This is a genomic window from Kribbella sp. NPDC051586 (assembly GCF_044453965.1).
In the GTDB taxonomy this organism is placed as follows: domain Bacteria; phylum Actinomycetota; class Actinomycetes; order Propionibacteriales; family Kribbellaceae; genus Kribbella.
Genome location: NZ_JBITDF010000006.1, coordinates 637,247 through 653,452 on the forward strand (window position 1 = coordinate 637,247; position 16,206 = coordinate 653,452).

Consider the following 16,206-nt stretch of genomic DNA (forward strand, 5'->3'; position numbering starts at 1 on the left):
CCTCTTGTCAAGCACCGGTCGCGACGAGACCCGCGTAGATGTCGAGCAGATTCTTTGCCACCGCGTCTTCGTCCATCCATCGGGCGGACAACTCCCGGCCGCGTGTCCGCATAGCGTTCGCGGTCTCCGGCTCGGCCAGAACCGCGCGGACACCGTCCGCCAGCCCGTCCGCGTCGCCCGGAAACGCCAGTACTGCGCTGTCCCCGACCAGCTCGGGTACGCCGCCGACCGCGGTGGCCACCACCGGTACGCCGACCTGCATCGCCTCCTGGAGGACCAGGGCACGGGCCTCCCAGTGCGACGTGAGCAAGAACACATCGGCCGCCCCGAGCAGGTCGGCCACGTCGTTGCGATGACCCAGCAACCGGACCGGCAGGTTCTCGGCATCGATCCGCGCCTGCAGGTTGTCCCGCAACGGTCCGTCACCGACCACTACGAACACCGCGTGCGGAGTGGACTCGTGCACTCGCGCGGCGACGGACAGCAGGGTCGGATAGTCCTTCTGCGGCGCCAGACGGCCCACGGTGAGCACCATGGGCCGATTGCCGACGCCGAGCGTGTGCCGGACGTCCTCGCGCGGTGTACGGATCCTGGGCATCGCAGGAGCGGCCACCGGAGCCAGCTGCGCGTTACGAGCGCCGAGGCTCTTCGCCAGCTCCACGAGGTCGCTGGAGGCGCCCAGGGTCAGATCCGCGCCCCTGGCAACCAACCGCTGCCCCATCCGCATCATCAGGCCTCGTGGGCCGGGTGCGATCACCGCGTTGTGCCACGTCACGATCAGTGGACGCAGTCGCGACCGGTCGCGCAGCGCAGTCATGCCGGCGCGGTACCCGTGGGCGTGGATCACGCCGGAACCGCGCAGTCCGGCCGCCTGGGTGATGACCGTCGCCGGACCGAACTCGAAGTGCTCGGCCGTGCCCGGCGGGGCGCACACAACCACCTCGTGCCCGGCACTGACGAACCGCGGCACCAGCGAGGCGACATGCTGCCCGATGCCGCCTCGCGACTCCGCGAGCAGCAGCCCGATCCTCATGACTTCTCCCGTCGTATGAGAGCGCGAGCGTCCGCGCGATCCAATGCAAGCACGACCACGGCGTACACGACGACGGCGGCCAGCCCGGACAGGACGGCGAACACGAGTGCCTTACCCAGTCCGCCGTCGCCGGCCGGCCGGGCGACCACCCAGCCCGTGGCGCCCGCCAGCGCGGCGCCGACCAGCGCAGTGAGGTGCGCCCGCGGTACTCCGACGAGTACACCCGGGCCGGCCTCACGGCGCAGTACGACGATCAGCACGAACGCGCCGACGACCATTCCGACCGACATCGCGGCTGCCAGTGCCGGTACGGCGTCCCAGTGCGCCGTCAGCACCACGCCGGCCACCGCGACCAGTACCCAGGCCGCTGACGTCACCACGGCCACCTCACGACCGGAGTGCCGGGCATAGAGCACGCGGCCCAGATGCATCAGCACTGCAAAGCCGATAGCCGCGGGCGCGAACGCGATCAGGCCGTTGCCCAGCGACGTCGCCTGCACCTCCTGCACCCGGCCGTCGTCGTACGCGAAGATGCGAGCGACCGGAACGGCGGTGCCCACGAGCAGCGCGGCCCCGGCCCCGCCTGCCAGCACCACTGCACGCGTAGACGCCGCGGCGTACAAGTCGAAGCGCTCGCCGGAGTCGAACGCTGCCGCCAACCGCGGGAAGACCGCTGTCGTGATCGGTACGGCCAGTACGGCGTAGGGCAGCAGGTAAACGGCGTTGGCCCACGTGTACACGGCGATGCTGCCCGCAACGCCGCGGTGGTTGGCCAGGTACGTCGTGACCACGAACGTGAGCTGCTGTGCGATCAGTACGGCCAGGCCCGCCAGTGCGAGCCGCCGCAGCACCGGACCGACCCCGGGGTCCAGGCGCAGCGTGAGTTTGATCGGCAAGCGCAGGAAGAGCATCGGCACCAGGACCGTCAGCGCCAGCGCGAGGACGCCGGCAGTTGTCCCCCACGCGAGCAGATCGGTGGCGCTGCGGGACGCCTTGTCGGCATCGGGAGCGGTCCCCGCGAACACGAGGTACGTGGCGACGACGACCAGGCTCGAGATCAGCGGCGCCAAGGCACCGGCCGCGAAACGCTTGTGGGACTGGAGAACCGCGGTCGCGACCACCGCCACGGCGTACCCGAAGACCTGCGGTACGAAGATCGCCAGCATGCGCGTCGCCGTCCCCGTCGTACCGCCGCAGTCAGCACCGGGGTCCAGCATCGCGTCGGTGTACCGGCCCGCCAGAACCCAAGCCATCAAGGCGACTGGAGCCAGTAGCACGAACGACCAGGACAGCAACGCCCCGACGATCCGTCCCTGCGCCGCCCGGTCCCCACGCGCCACCGGCCCGGCAAGCACCGGGATCACGGCACCGGCCAGCGCTCCGCCGGCAACGACCTCGAAGAGGATGTTGGGCAGCTGATTGGCCGTCGTGTAAGCCTCGGCCAAACATCCCGCGCCGACGGTCTTCGAGAACACCAGCCACCGGGCGAACCCGACAACGCGAGCCAGGACAGTGACTGCTGCGACAAGTAGTGCAGCTCGGGCGATCCGTTCGCCCGTACTCACCTGGGTCGTCGGCCCCACTGGTCGATCTTGTCGAGGATCGGGGTGTCGGCGATGACCTTGGTGAAGCTGACCTTCTCGCTCGCCAGGTTCAGCCCGACGACCGCCGCGAGGACGAGGGTCTTCAACGGGCGCGGGAGGGACGCGGCCAGCGCCGTACCGGTGATCGCGCCCAGTCCGTTCGCGCCGCAGTCGCCGAGCATCGAGCGCTCGCCGAGGTCGGCCGGTGCGGAGGCTCCAGCGGCGCCGACGACGGCACCGGCCGGACCGCTCACGACGGCCAGCGGAGCGTTCAGAGCGGCGACGGCCTTGAGGGCGCGGCCTGGGCGGAGGTCGAGGAGATTGGTGAGGTTCGCCGTACCGGCGATCAATGCGCCGTCGGCAACGACTCCGGCGAAGGCCTTCACGCCGCTGGACTTGCGCGGCAGCAGGGCGGCGGCCGCGAGACCGGCGGCGCCGACGCCGAGGATCTTCACCGCACCGCTCGTCACCTCGCCGCGCTTCAACGCGCTGAGGTGGCCGCGGAAACCCTTGGCCTGCGTCGTCCCGCGGAGGTCGTCGTACGCACCGACCGCACCGGACACCGCGCCGGCGACGAGCGCGGCCGCCTTCACCTTGCCGCTGCCCCGCGACGCGGCGACACCTGCCAGCGCGCCGAGCACCGCGACCGGGCCCTCGAGCAGCGTGACCGTCTCACCGCGATGGTTGGTGCGCTCGAACGGCTCCCGGTTGTCCTTCGGCAGCTTCTCGGCTGCACGCTCGAGCCCGGCAGTAGCGGCCGCCGCGACGGCAGCGCTCAGAATTCCCACGTCAGTTGTCCTTCGTCTGTACGGCCGACGGCGCGACGCCGTTCTTCGCGTTGATCGCGCCGTACTGCCCCGCCTTGCCGCCGGCCTGCTCGACCAGTGCGAAGACGACCGTCTGCTGCCCGGCGGGGAGATCGGCCACGTCCACCGAAGAAACGATCTTGGTGGCCTCGGAGTCACTCCGCAAGGCCTTGATCAGTCCGCCGTCGCCCGCGCTGTCCGGCGTACCCGCGACAACGACCCCGCCGCTGCCGAGGTCCAGACCGGTGATGAAGTCGATCGCGTCGTTGTACGTCGAGTTGTCCGGGGCCGGCGTCGGCGGCTTCGCGGCGATCACCACGATCAGGCTGGCCCGGTCCTTGACCTGCGACGGCTTCAGCGACATCAGCTTCGCACCGGTCAGCCCACTGATCACCTTGGTCGAGTCCGCGTCGGCCGTCTTGCCTTCTTCCTTGGCCGCGACCCCGCGGGCCAGCAGCAGGCCGGCCCGCTGGTACGTCGTGCTGTCCTTCGGGAAGTCCATGTCCGCGGTCACCAGCTGGGTGACGAGCGACTCGACCAGCTGGCGCTGACCGGTGTCGAACATCTTCGCGTCCAGCGCCACCTTCGTTGTCACGACCCCGCCGGCCTTCTCCAGCTCGCCCTGGACGCCGTCGCTCAGATCGCTGTCGGCGTTCGGCATGGTGACGATGGTGATCTTCTTGTTCGTCAGCTTGCCGTCGGTCAGCCCGGCGGTCACCTTGGCGACGTAGTCGTCGCGGTACTTGTCCAGGGCCTTCACCTGGACCAGCTCGGCGCGCGCGTCGGCGAGCTGCTGGCGGTCCTTCTCGGCCTGGCTCGCGACGATCTCGCTGCCGGTGCCCTTCAACGGGCCGGCGCCGAGCACCACACCGGCGCCCAGGGCGAAGAAGATCGCCACGATCGAGACGATGTGGTAGCGAAAGTCGATCACGTGAACAGCTCCCGGATCCAGTAGACGAAGTCGCTCCAGCGCGCCCGCAGGATCGACCACAACACGTCGTCGGCGCCGATGGCGACCATCGCCATGCCGAGTGCGAACAGGCCGGCCACCATCAGGGCGACCACCTGGAACGTCGAGACCCGGCTGCGGTACAGCCGGCCGACGCCCTTGGCGTCCACCAGCTTGGCACCGACGCGCAACCGGGTGATGAAGGTGCTCGCCATCCCGGAGCGGCCCTTGTCCAGGAACTCCACCAGCGAGTTGTGGGTGCCGACCGCCACGATCAGCGAGGCGCCCTTGGAATCGGCCAGCAGCATCGCGACGTCCTCGCTGGTGCCGGTGGCCGGGAACTCGATCGACTCGACACCGAGCCGCTCCAGCCGCTCGGACCCGGGCGCGCGGCCGTCGCGGTACGCGTGCACGACCACCTCGGCGCCGCTCTTCAGCGTCTCGTCCTTGACCGAGTCCATGTCGCCGACGATCAGATCCGGGACGTACCCGTTCTCGACCAGGGCGTCCGCGCCGCCGTCGACACCGATCAGGACCGGGCGGTACTCACGGATGTACGGCCTCAGCGCGACCAGGTCGTCGCGGTAGTCGTACCCGCGGACGACGATGAGGACGTGCTTGCCCTCCATCGCGGTGTGGATGTGCGGTACGCCGACGCCGTCCAGCAGCAGGTCCTTCTCGCGCCGCAGGTACTCCAGCGTGTTCGCGGTGAACGCCTCGAGCTGCGTGGACAGCCCGGCGCGGGCGTCGTCCATCAACTCCGCGACCGACTTGCTGTCCTGGGACATCCCCTTCGCGACCGCTTCGGTGCCGCGGTACAGCGTGCCTTCGTCGAGCCGGACCTGCTCGCCCTCGTGCAGGATCGAGAACACCTCGCGGCCGACGCCGTCGACCAGCGGGATCCCGGCCTCGACCAGGATCTCCGGGCCGAGGTTCGGGTACCGGCCGCTGATCGAGTCGGCCACGTTCACCACGGCGGCGACCTTGCAGTCGACCAGCGCCTCGGCGCTCACCCGGTCCAGATCGACATGGTCGATGACCGCGATCTCGCCCGCTTTGAGGCGTTTGGTGAGATTCTTGGTACGGCGATCCAGCCGGACCACTCCGGTGACGCCGGGCAGTTCAGTGGGTCGTGCTCTCCGCAGGCTGGGCAGTCTCATCGCCCTCTCATCCTGCCATGTCAAGAGCCCCCTTCCGGTTCATTTACCCCGGGCAGGCCCTTGTTAACGCACTGAAATAACAGTGACTGTGCGTCAAATCATCCTTTGGAACGACTCTTCTTGCGCGGTTTGTGCCGTTCGGCGGCCAGTGCGAGCAGCTCCTCGGCGTGGGCCTGGGCGGCGTCGGAGTTCTCCAGACCGGCCATCATCCGGGACAGTTCCTTCAACCGGGCGTCGTCGTCGAGCGCCACCAGACCACTGGTGGTGACCGAGCCGTCGTCGCTCTTCAGCACCACCGCGTGACGGTCCGCGAACGCGGCGACCTGCGGAAGGTGCGTGACCACGATCACCTGCGCCTTCTCCGCCAGGCGGGCCAGCCGCTTGCCGACCTCGACCGCGGCGCGACCGCCGATACCGGCGTCGATCTCGTCGAACACCAACGTGGGCACGGGATGCGTGTCGGACAGGATCACCTCGAGGGCGAGCATCACGCGGGACAGCTCACCACCGGACGCGGCCTTCTGCAGCGGGCGGGCCGGGCTGCCCGGGTTCGCCGCGAAGCAGAACTCGACCTCGTCGATGCCGAACGGGCCGGCGGTGGTCTCGTGCACCTCGACCGACAGCTTCGCGTGCGGCATCGCCAGCCCGGTCAGCTCCTCGGACACCGCCACCCCGAGGCGCTGCCCAGCTTCGATCCGGGCTTCCCGCATCTGCCGGCCGAGGTCGGCGAGCTTCGCGTCCAGCTCGGCCAGCTCGGCGGTCAGTTGCTCGACCCGCTCGTCGCTGCCGTCGAGATCGGCGAGTCGGGCCGCGGACCGCTTCGTCCACTCCAGCACCTCGTCGACAGTGCCTTGCTCAGCGCCGTACTTGCGCACCAGACCGTGCAGCAACGAGCGTCGCTCGCTCACCACGGCCAGCCGTGCCGGGTCGGTGTCGACATCGGCGGCGTACGACGAAAGCTCCTGCGCCAGGTCCGCCGCGAGATAGCCGAGCTCGCCCGCGCGGTCGGCCAGCTCGGCCAGCTTCGCATCGTGGTCGCGCTCGCCGTCCAGCACCTGCTTCGCCAATGCCAGCAGGCCGAGTACGTCGTTCGGCCGGGTGGAATCCAGGTCCTCGGACGCCAGTGCATCCCCGGCGGACGTGGCCGCGGTACGCAAACCGTCGGCGTACGCGAGGCGCTCCTCCTCGGCGGCCAGCTCGGTGTCCTCGCCGGACAAGGGCTCGGCCTTCGCGACCTCGTCCAGACCGAACCGCAGCAGGTCCGCCTCGGCCAGGCGATCACGCTCGCGTGTGGTCAGCTCGGTCAGCTCGGCCTCGACCTCGCGGTGCCGCTTGTACGCGCCGGCGTACTCCTGCAGGGGGACGAGAACCGCCTTACCCGCGAAGGTATCCAGCGTTTCGCGCTGCCGTGCGGGCTGCAGCAACCGCCACTGGTCGGCCTGCCCGTGGATCGCCACCAGGTCGCCGGAAACCTCTCCCAGCACGGACACCGGCACCGACGCGCCACCGAGGAACGCCCGCGACCGGCCCTCGGACGAGAGCTCGCGAGCGATCAGCAACTCGTCGTCGTCCAGCTCGCCGCCACGGTCCTCGGCCTGCTGCACGATCGACCGCGGTACGGCGCTCGCGCGGCCCTCGACCCGCGCCCGGCGGGTCCCGTGCCGGACGAGACCGCTGTCCGCACGGCCGCCGAGCAGCATGTTCACGCCGGTCACGACCATCGTCTTTCCCGCGCCGGTCTCACCCGTGACGGCGGTGAATCCCGGGTCGAGGTCCAGCGTCGCGTCCTCGATCACGCCCAGCCCGGTGATGCGGATCTCTGACAGCATGGCTTCAGTGTCCTGTCGACGGTGATGGTTGCGCGATAGCGGTGTCCAGGTGCGTGCATCGCACGGCGGACGAGCGCCGTCGATGCGGTGTTCCATCGTTGGCGCTCGTCCGCCGCCGCGAGGTGCGTGCCTGGGCGCCGATAGCGTGTGACCAGCATCGTTGACAGGACACTTAGTTTCCGTTTCCGTTTCCGTTTCCGTTGCGTTTGCGCTCGGCGGCTCCACGCCAGCCGAGCACCGGGAGGTCGAACTTCGCCACCAGCCGGTCGGTGAACGGCGCCTCGTGGGCCCGGGCCAGCCGGACCGGCGTCGCGCCCCGCCGTACCGTGATCTCGGCACCGGGCGGCACCTCGACCATCCGCCGGCCGTCGCACCACAGCACCCCGCGGCCGTGCCAGGACGAGACCAGCTCGATCGACAGCCTCGATGTCGGCGCCACCACGATCGGCCGCGAGAACAACGCGTGCGCGCTCAGCGGCACCATCAGGATCGCCTCGACCTCCGGCCAGACGATCGGTCCGCCCGCCGAGAACGCGTACGCCGTACTGCCGGTCGGGGTCGCGACGACGACACCGTCGCAGCCCCAGCGGGACAGCGGGCGGTCGTCGACCTCGACCAGGACCTCGAGCATCTTCTCGCGGGCGGCCTTCTCGACGCTCGCCTCGTTCAGCGCCCAGGTCTCGAAGATCAGGTCGTCGTCCAGCCGGACGTCGACGGCCAGCGTCATCCGCTCCTCGACCGCGTAGCTGCGGTTGACCACCACCTGGACGATCCGCTCCAGGTCGTCGACCTCGGCCTCGGCCAGGAAGCCGACGTGGCCCAGATTGACGCCGAGCACCGGCGTCCCGTGCGGGCGGGCCAGCTCGGCGCCGCGCAGGATCGAGCCGTCGCCGCCGAGCACCATGATCAGCTCGACGTCGTTCGCGGCCTTGTCCGGGTCGTCGACGATCTCGACCGGGTCCAGCTTGAGCGCCTCGACCTCACCGCCGAGCAGCCGGACCTGCATCCCGGCGCCGGTCAGCAACCGGTGCGCCTCGCGGGCCACCTCGACCGCCAGGTCCCGGCCGGTGTGCGTCACCAGCAGCACGCGCCGCGGCTCGTGCTCAGCCACGCTGCCCCCTCATCACTGTGGACCGTTCTCGATCGCGCTTTGCAGCATCGTCTCATCGAGAACCGGCGCTTCCCGGCGTATCCACAGGAAGTATTCGACATTTCCTGACGGACCAGGCAGTGGGCTGGCCGCCACCCCTTCGATTCCCCACCCCAGGTCGTGAGCCTTCGCTGCCACCGAGCGTACGGCGTCCGCCCGCAGCTCGGGGTCGCGGACCACGCCGCCCTTGCCGAGCCGGTCCTTGCCGACCTCGAACTGCGGCTTCACCATCAGCACCAGATCACCGTCAGGCTTCACCACGCCGATCAGCGCCGGAAGGACGAGCGTGAGGCTGATGAAGCTGAGATCGCTGACCACGAGCTCAACCGGTTCACCGCCGATGTCGTCAAGCGTGAGCGTCCGGACATTGGTCCGGTCCATCACCGTGACCCGCTCGTCGGTCTGCAGCGCCCACACCAGCTGGCCGTACCCGACGTCGACGGCGATCACGTGTGCGGCCTCGTTGCGCAGCAGTACGTCGGTGAAACCGCCGGTGGACGCGCCGGCGTCGAGAGTGCGGCGGCCTTTGACCCGGACCGCCGGGAACGCCTCCAGCGCGCCGATCAGCTTGTGCGCACCGCGGCTCGCGTAACCGGGGTCCTCGTGTTCGGAGGTGTCGACGACGATCGGGGCGTCCGAGCCGACTCCGGTCGCGGGCTTGCCGGCCACGGTCCCGGAGACCTTCACCTTGCCGGCCGCGATCAGCTCGCTCGCATGCTCACGTGACCGCGCCAGGCCGCGTCGTACCAGCTCGGCGTCGAGCCGCGAACGCTTGGCTGCCTTGGCCACTCAGCTCCGGTCGCCCTGCTCGGCGTCCGCCTCCACCAAGGCACTCTGCAGCCGGTCGTGCAGGTCGGCGTACACCTCGCCGTGCTCACTCACCGGCCGGTCCCGCAGCTCGTCGAGCCGGCCCATGGTCTCCTCGACCAACGGATGCCCGCCCTCATCGGAGCTCTCGCCCGCGTCCTGGCCTGGGTCGTCGGCCGGGTCCTCGGCCGACTCGGCTTCGAAGGAGTGCTCGTACTCCTCGCCCGGCGGCCGGGCGAACTCCGGCCCGAACTCGACCGCTGCCGGATCCACGTGCTCGGCGACGTCCTGGGCACCGGGCTCGGTGTCGTAGTCCGGATGAGCGGTCGGCTGCTCGGACTGGTCCGGGTCGAAGCCGGGCTCCACGTCCGGGTCGACGTCCGGAGGGAACTGCTCGCCTGGATGCTCGGTCATGTCAGGCCTTCTTCGCCGTCTTCTTGCCGGCCTTCTTCGCCGCTGCCTTCTTGGCCAACGGGACAGCCTTCTTGGCCGGCACCTTCTTCGCGGCCTTCTTGGCGGCCGCCTTCTTCGCCAGCACCGGCGCCTCCCCGACCAGCGGGTCGTGAACCGGTCCGGCGGCGTGCGCCTCGGCGAGCTCGGTCTCCAGCGCCTTCACCCGACGGGTCAGCGCCGCGACCTCCTCGGAGCGGACGAACCCGAGCCGCGCGACCGCGCCCTCGACCTCGTTCGACACGATCGCCTGCAGCAGCTGACGGTTGCTCTTGCTCGTGGCAACGATCTCGTCGGCCAGCTCGCTCACCCGACTGGTCAGCGTGTCCGCCCCGGTCTGCTGCAGCAACGCCTTCGCAGCCGCCTGAGCCTTCTGCTTGGTGACCTCGGTCAACCCGCTCGCGAGCTGTACGTAGCCGCGCACTGCGTCCATCACCATGACTGCCTCCTCGCATCGTTCCCAGCAACGGTATCGCCTCCCCCACACAACACCACCGCGCCCACCCCGGTCGGCTAGCTGTCGAGGCCGATGCGGTGGAGGGCGGCGTCGAGGGCGATGGCGTCGGCGGTCGGGGCCGGCTTCGGGCGGGGACGGCGGGTGCGGCCGGCCGCCTTCGCGGGCTTGGCCGGCTCCGCGGGGGCATCGACGGCGGTCCAGACCGCGGACAGGATCGCTCGGAGTCCGTCGTACGGCTTGCCCTCGCCCTTGACGGCGACCGCGTTGTCGACGACCTCGGCCGTCCAGCCTTCACAGGCATGCTTCGCGCCGTCGACGGTCACCCCGGGCTGCTTCTCGGCCAGGGCTCCGAGGCCCGCGGCAACGTACGTCGGGCGCTGGTTCTTCGGCGCCCGCGCCAGGTCGTACGCGTCGTTCACGCCGGTCGCGACCCACAGGCTCGCGATCCCGACCGCGTTCGCGCCCTGGATGTCGGAGTCGAGCCGGTCGCCGATCATCAACGGGCGCTCGGCTTCCAGCCGCTCGATGCTCGTCTCCAGCAGGGGTGGCTCGGGCTTGCCGGCGACGACCGGATCCATGTCGACCGCGGCCCGGACCGCCTGCACGAGCGTCCCGTTGCCGGGTGCCTTGCCGGCCGCGGTCGGGATGGTCAGGTCCAGGTTGGTCGCGAACCACTTCGCGCCCTCGTGGATCGCGTGCGCGCCGTCCGCGAGCATCACCCAGTTCACATCCGGGTGGAACCCTTGGACGACGGCCACCGGGCGCGCGTCGCTGCCGCGGACCGGTGTCAGCCCGTACTCCTCGAGCGCGGCGTACAGCCCCTCGCCGCCGATCACCAGGACCGGCGATCCCTTCGGGTACTCGCTCGCGATCAGCTTCGCCGCCGCCTGCGCGGACGTCACCACGTCCTCGGCGATCACGTCCAGCCCGAACGATGCGAGGTGCTCGGCAACGACCCGCGCCGGCCGGCTCGCGTTGTTGGTGATGTACCCGATGCGCATGCCTTCCTTGGCAGCGTTGCGCAGGTTCTCCGGGGCGTCCGGCACCGGATCCGGACCGACGTACACGACCCCGTCGAGGTCCAGCAGGGCCACGTCGTACCGGCTCGCGAGCGGTTCGTCACACGCCGACAGCGGTTCCGGTGCTTTACGTCCCACACTCATGCTTCACCCCGTACGATTCCGCGCATGCCGGATACGAGCGGGAGGGTCCTGAGGCTCGATCCGCTGCGCGCGTGGCGGTTCGTGGCCGGCAAGGTGAGCGCGCTCGGCGCCGTCACGTCACCGCCGTACGACGTGCTGGAACCCGCCATCGTCCGGCGGCTGACTGACTCTGATCTGCACAACATGGTGAGGCTCATCCTTCCACGCGATCCGGAGCTCGGCCCGGGCCGGTACGACGAACCCGCGCGGCGGCTCGCCCGGTGGCAGCAGGACGGCGTGGTGGTACAGGACGAGCGGCCCGCGCTGTACGTGTACGAGCAGCGCCTGGGGACCGCCGTACTGTGCGGACTGGTCGGCTCGCTGCGGCTGGATCCGGCACGGACCGTAGTACTGCCGCATGAGGAGGTTATGCCGCACTGGGTCGACGATCGGCTCCGGCTGATGGAGGCGACCGACGCCGACCTGGAGCCGATCCTGCTCGCGTACGCCGGCGGCAGCGTGGCAAGCGATGCCGTCGACGCGGCGCGGGCCGGGGAGCCGTGGCTGGAGGCCGAGACGTACAACGGCGCCGAGCACCGCATCTGGCGGATCGACGATCCAGAAGTGCTCGAGGCGATCTCCGCGGAGCTGGCGAAGCACGAGGCCGTCATCGCGGACGGCCACCACCGATATGCGGCGTACCTGGAGCGTCAGCTGCGGGAGCCGTACAGGCAGGGCGCAGAGGCCGGTTTGGCGATGCTGGTGGACTACATCCGTCACCCGCTCACGCTGGACCCGATCCACCGCGTCGTACCGGGTCTGGATCTGGAGATAGTGCAGACACACACGCCGACCGGCTGGCAGATGCAGCCTGGCCGCGTGGAGGGCGATCCGGACCGCATCTCGATCACGGACGGCACCAGCTGGCTGACACTTCACTCCGCTGAGGACACGCCAACGGTGGCGCTGCTGCATGAGGTGCTGCTGCCGGCCTGGGGTGTGGTGGAGGACGACATCAGCTTCCACCACACGCTCGCGGACGCACTGGCGTTGGCTGGCCCTCAGCAGGCAGCTGTGGAGCTCGCAGCGCCCCGGATGGACCAGGTACTGCGGTCAGCCGCGCAGGGCGTCGTACTGCCGCAGAAGGCCACGTCGTTCGGGCCGAAGCCTCGGGTGGGGCTGCTGTTCCGGATGTTGTGACTCAGGGCCGGTGATAGAGGCTGAGGAACTGCTCACGGAGGGGCTTGCGGGCCGCGCGGTGGCGCTCGGTGAGCCGTCCGAGCGTGAAGGAGAGCTCTGGGTCGTCCTGCGCGGCCGCGTCCGCTGCCATACCGGTCAGGGCGTCTGCCGCGGCGCAGTGGTCCTGGTGCTGGCCGAGGAGCTCCTGGTAGGTGGCTGCCTGGGTCGCGGTGGCTTTCGCTTCCTCGCCCAGGACGGAGGCGGTGGTGTCGGCGGCGTACCGGACGCGCTTCGCCAGGAGGCGTACCTCGTGCCAGTCGTCGTCGGGGGTCCAGGGCTTCAGCTTGCCGGCTTCCTGGTCGAACTGCGCGGTGGCCGACTGCAGCAGCTCCGGGAGGACCTCGTCGCACGGCCTGTCGGCCTTGGGCTTCAGGTCAGGGGCCGCGGCGATCGACTCGATCGTCGTGAGCAGGTCCTTGGTGGTCTCGCCCAGCACCACCTCGGCAGAGCGCGCGGCTGCGCGGTCCAGTCCGAGGGTCAGGGTGGTGAGGATCGTGTCGACGTGCTCTTCGTTGTCCTCGCTGGTGGCGTTCTCGCGGACGAGGGCGGCAATCACTTCGAGATCGCGCGCCTCACCACAGGCCTGGGCGAGCGCCGCGAGATCGGCCCGGAGCTCGGGCGCCCAGTCACCGGCCAGAAGTTTGCGGAACAGCTTGAGATCACTCCGCAGCCGTCGGCAGGAGACCCGCACCTGGTGGATGGCGTCGTCCTCGCCGGCCGACACCATCCCCACTGACTTCTCGAGCCGCTGGGCCCCCTTCGCGAGGACCACACCGACAAGCAGACCAACCGGGCTCCCAGCCACCACCAAGTCCCGGTCGCTCACAGCCCTACTCCTCAGATCCCTTGGAAGTCTCGCCCGGCGCCGCCTCGACGTCAGCACCCTCAGACTCGTCGTCGTCCTCGTCGTCCTCGTCGTCCTCGTCGTCCTCGTCGTCCTCGTCGTCCTCGTCGTCCTCGTCGTCCTCGGACTCGTCCTCCGCCTCGAGGTACTCGTCCTCCGCGGCGCCGGCGGCGTCTTCCTCGGCGTCTTCCTCGGCGTCGACGGCCACGTCCTCGTCGTCGGCTTCGTCCGCCAGGTCCTCGGCCTCGTCGGCCTCGTCGTCTTCTTCGGCGGCCTCGTCCTCGACCTCGAAGTACTCATCGTCCAGGACGGTGTCGTCTTCGTCGAGGTCGGTGAACTCGAGGCCTTCGAGCCGGGCCGCACGTTCGGCGGCACCGGTGACGCCGTCTCCGTCCACACCAGCCGCGCGGTGGAACCAGACGAGCGCGTCGTCAGTACGCCCAGCCTCCTCCAGCGCATCGGCGTACGCGTACCGCAGGCGCGGCAGCCATTCGGCCCGCGTCCGCTTGGACAGCTCCGGCACGTCGAGCGTCTGGATCGCCGCCGCCGTCTGCCCCATGTCGCGCCGCGCTCCGGCCGCCACGATCAGCAGCTCGATCTGCGTCGGCTCGGACAGCTCGTTGACGTGCTTGTCCTTGGTCAGCGCCAGCGCCTTGTCCGGCCTGCCGAGCGCCCGCTCGCAGTCGGCCATCATCGCGATGACCTCGTGGTTGCCCGTCATCCGCCGTACGGCACGGAACTCGGTCAGCGCCTCGTCGTAGTGCTCAGCCAGGTACGCCGTGATCGCCACAGCCTCCCGCACGCCACCGAGCCGCGACGCCAGCCGCCGCGCGACCCGGGCATGCTGGTACGCCAGCTCCGGGTCGTCGTCGAGGAACCGCCCCGACGCCACCAGGTGCTGCGCCACCAGATCCGCCAACGTCCGCGGCAACGAACGCAGCTCAGCCTTCACGCCACGGTCGAGCTCGCCCCCGGTGATCCCTTCGGGAATCTTCGGGTCGTCCCGACGGGGCCCAACCTTCTCCTCGCGATCCTCCCGCCGAGGCCCACCCCGCCGCTCATCCCGTCCACCGGAACCGCGCCGGTCATCCCGACCACCACGCCCCCGAGAATCCCCACCACGCTCATCCCGCCGACCCGCACCGCGAGCATCACCGGACCGCCCATCCCGGCTATACCCACCACGCCCACCCCCGGACCGATCGTCGCGGCTATACCCACCACGGTCGCCACCGGAGCGGTCATCGCGGCTGTACCCACCACGGCCGCCACCGGACCGATCGTCACGGCTGTACCCACCACGGCCGCCACCGGAGCGGTCGTCACGGCTGTACCCACCACGGCCGCCACCGGAGCGGTCGTCACGGCTGTACCCACCACGGCCGCCACCGGACCGATCGTCACGGCTGTACCCACCACGGCCGCCACCGGAGCGGTCGTCGCGGCTGTACCCACCACGGCCGCCACCGGAGCGGTCGTCGCGGCTGTATCCGCCGCGGTCGTCCCGGCGAGCGTCGCCACTCCCACTGCCCGCACGATCGTCGCGCCGGAACGCCCCACGCTCACCTCGCGCCGGCCCACCACCGCGAGCTGCTCCAGGTCCACGCCCACGCGAGTCCGCGCCACGCGAGTCACCAGCCCGATCGTCCCGCCGGTATCCACCACGAGCATCGCCCGACCGGTCATCACGGCTGTACCCACCACGCTGATCGCCCGACCGCGCATCGCCGCGATACCCGCCACGCTCGCCGCCAGATCGCTCATCACTCCGGAAGCCGCCCCGCTCGCCGCCCGAACGATCGTCGCGGCGATACCCGCCGCGGTCGTCTCCGGGCCGCTCGTTCCGCTGGTATCCACCACGGTTCGCCCCGCCGCGGTCGTCCCGCGAACCACCGCGGGCGCCCCCGCGGTCATCCCGCGAGTACGAACCCCGGCTGTCCCCACCACGACTGCCACCACCACGTGCATCGCCACCACGGTCGTCCCGCCGGGACCCACCGCCGTCGCGCGAGTATCCACCGCGGCCACCGGACCGGTCATCACGCCGGTCGTCGCCACGGTCATCCCGCCGGAAGCCGCCCGACCGATCGTCACGCCCAGCGCCGCGACCACCGTCACCCGTCATCTGACCACCGAACGGATCCCGCCGTCCCTTGTCGTCACCACGGGATCCGGCGTATCCACGCCTGTTCTCAGCGGAGCTCTCGTCCCGATCCCGGTACGACGAACCGCCCGAACGCGCTCCACCGGATCCGCCCGACCGCCCGCCGGCGAACCCGCCGGGACGACTAGGCGCACCAGAACGGCCGCCGGCACCTCCACGACCGCCACCAGAACTCGGACGACCTGCACCAGAACCCGAACCCGAACGCCCACCGCCGGAACTCGAGCGACCGGCTCCAGCGCCCGATCGACCGCCAGACTCCGGACGTCCACCTCCGCTGCGGCCGGAACGGCCGGCGCCTCCGGAGGAACCGCGGCGGTCCCCTGAGCCGGAGCGAGGATTGCGAGGTGGCGTCGCCACGGTGACTCCTAACGAAGCTGAAGAGCAGTAATCGGACAAACGTTACCGCGTCCGCAGCGGGGGTGAGGCCCTGGCCGCCAGTCAGACACCGGCACCGAGCAGGGCATGACAACAGGCCACGAGAAAACCGGGCCGTACATGTGTTAAGGGCCACCCCGGGTGGGGTGGCCCTTAACAGTGTGAATGTCCGGCGGCGTCCTACTCTCCCACGACCTCCCGGTCGCAGTACCATC

15 protein-coding genes are annotated in these 16,206 nt (G+C 70.3%); 1 reads left to right on the top strand and 14 read right to left on the bottom strand.

The window, feature by feature from the left end; genetic code table 11:
* Positions 1–7: 7 nt before the first annotated feature.
* From ACIA58_RS40955 to ACIA58_RS41005, 11 genes are all read right to left on the bottom strand, one after another.
* The gene (locus ACIA58_RS40955; protein WP_396409275.1) at positions 8–1,033 is read right to left on the bottom strand and encodes a glycosyltransferase family 4 protein; all 1,026 of its coding nucleotides are present in this window, start codon (positions 1,031–1,033) and stop codon (positions 8–10) included.
* The gene (gene murJ, locus ACIA58_RS40960) at positions 1,030–2,616 is read right to left on the bottom strand and encodes a murein biosynthesis integral membrane protein MurJ (protein ID WP_396409276.1); all 1,587 of its coding nucleotides are present in this window, start codon (positions 2,614–2,616) and stop codon (positions 1,030–1,032) included. The genes ACIA58_RS40955 and murJ overlap by 4 nt, the downstream gene beginning before the upstream one ends.
* Positions 2,595–3,404, bottom strand: a complete 810-nt coding sequence (locus ACIA58_RS40965; protein ID WP_396409277.1) for a hypothetical protein — start codon at positions 3,402–3,404, stop codon at positions 2,595–2,597. Before ACIA58_RS40965 ends, murJ begins: the two co-directional genes overlap by 22 nt.
* 1 nt (position 3,405) lies before the next feature.
* Complete coding sequence (locus ACIA58_RS40970) at positions 3,406–4,353, bottom strand: copper transporter (RefSeq protein WP_396409278.1); 948 nt, start codon at positions 4,351–4,353, stop codon at positions 3,406–3,408.
* Complete coding sequence (gene steA, locus ACIA58_RS40975; protein WP_396409279.1) at positions 4,350–5,531, bottom strand: putative cytokinetic ring protein SteA; 1,182 nt, start codon at positions 5,529–5,531, stop codon at positions 4,350–4,352. Before steA ends, ACIA58_RS40970 begins: the two co-directional genes overlap by 4 nt.
* 98 nt (positions 5,532–5,629) lie before the next feature.
* Positions 5,630–7,360, bottom strand: a complete 1,731-nt coding sequence (gene recN / locus ACIA58_RS40980) for a DNA repair protein RecN (protein ID WP_396409280.1) — start codon at positions 7,358–7,360, stop codon at positions 5,630–5,632.
* A 172-nt stretch (positions 7,361–7,532) separates the two neighbouring features.
* The gene (locus ACIA58_RS40985) at positions 7,533–8,471 is read right to left on the bottom strand and encodes an NAD kinase (RefSeq protein ID WP_396409281.1); all 939 of its coding nucleotides are present in this window, start codon (positions 8,469–8,471) and stop codon (positions 7,533–7,535) included.
* Between the two features lie 12 nt (positions 8,472–8,483).
* Positions 8,484–9,299 (bottom strand): TlyA family RNA methyltransferase, encoded by an 816-nt coding sequence (locus ACIA58_RS40990; protein WP_396409282.1) that lies wholly within the window; start codon positions 9,297–9,299, stop codon positions 8,484–8,486.
* Entirely contained in the window at positions 9,300–9,731 is a 432-nt protein-coding gene (locus tag ACIA58_RS40995) for a hypothetical protein (RefSeq protein ID WP_396409283.1), read from the bottom strand.
* 1 nt (position 9,732) lies between these two features.
* Positions 9,733–10,206: a phasin family protein gene (locus ACIA58_RS41000; protein ID WP_396409284.1), complete on the bottom strand. Its 474-nt coding sequence runs from the start codon at positions 10,204–10,206 to the stop codon at positions 9,733–9,735.
* A 74-nt stretch (positions 10,207–10,280) separates the two neighbouring features.
* On the bottom strand, positions 10,281–11,387 hold the full coding sequence (locus tag ACIA58_RS41005; RefSeq protein WP_396409285.1) for an HAD-IIA family hydrolase: 1,107 nt from the start codon (positions 11,385–11,387) through the stop codon (positions 10,281–10,283).
* Positions 11,388–11,411: 24 nt separating this feature from the next.
* Between ACIA58_RS41005 and ACIA58_RS41010 the strand changes: the two genes are divergently transcribed.
* Positions 11,412–12,566, top strand: coding sequence for a DUF1015 family protein (locus ACIA58_RS41010; RefSeq protein WP_396409286.1), 1,155 nt, complete (start codon positions 11,412–11,414; stop codon positions 12,564–12,566).
* Between the two features lies 1 nt (position 12,567).
* On the opposite strand, the gene ACIA58_RS41015 is transcribed toward ACIA58_RS41010, so the two are convergent.
* The 3 genes from ACIA58_RS41015 to ACIA58_RS41025 are packed head-to-tail and all read right to left on the bottom strand — an operon-like array spanning position 12,568 to position 15,567.
* Positions 12,568–13,431: a CHAD domain-containing protein gene (locus ACIA58_RS41015; protein WP_396409287.1), complete on the bottom strand. Its 864-nt coding sequence runs from the start codon at positions 13,429–13,431 to the stop codon at positions 12,568–12,570.
* A gap of 4 nt (positions 13,432–13,435) precedes the next feature.
* The gene (locus ACIA58_RS41020) at positions 13,436–14,401 is read right to left on the bottom strand and encodes a hypothetical protein (RefSeq protein ID WP_396409288.1); all 966 of its coding nucleotides are present in this window, start codon (positions 14,399–14,401) and stop codon (positions 13,436–13,438) included.
* Positions 14,398–15,567, bottom strand: a complete 1,170-nt coding sequence (locus tag ACIA58_RS41025) for a hypothetical protein (RefSeq protein WP_396409289.1) — start codon at positions 15,565–15,567, stop codon at positions 14,398–14,400. The genes ACIA58_RS41020 and ACIA58_RS41025 overlap by 4 nt, the downstream gene beginning before the upstream one ends.
* Positions 15,568–16,206 lie beyond the last annotated feature (639 nt).

Coding starts and splice junctions, on each gene's coding strand:
- ACIA58_RS40955 (WP_396409275.1), bottom strand. CDS start 1,033: ATGAGGATCGGGCTGCTGCTCGCGGAGTCGCGAGGCGGCATCGGGCAG.
- steA (WP_396409279.1), bottom strand. CDS start 5,531: ATGAGACTGCCCAGCCTGCGGAGAGCACGACCCACTGAACTGCCCGGC.
- recN (WP_396409280.1), bottom strand. CDS start 7,360: ATGCTGTCAGAGATCCGCATCACCGGGCTGGGCGTGATCGAGGACGCG.
- ACIA58_RS40995 (WP_396409283.1), bottom strand. CDS start 9,731: ATGACCGAGCATCCAGGCGAGCAGTTCCCTCCGGACGTCGACCCGGAC.
- ACIA58_RS41000 (WP_396409284.1), bottom strand. CDS start 10,206: ATGGTGATGGACGCAGTGCGCGGCTACGTACAGCTCGCGAGCGGGTTG.
- ACIA58_RS41005 (WP_396409285.1), bottom strand. CDS start 11,387: ATGAGTGTGGGACGTAAAGCACCGGAACCGCTGTCGGCGTGTGACGAA.
- ACIA58_RS41010 (WP_396409286.1), top strand. CDS start 11,412: ATGCCGGATACGAGCGGGAGGGTCCTGAGGCTCGATCCGCTGCGCGCG.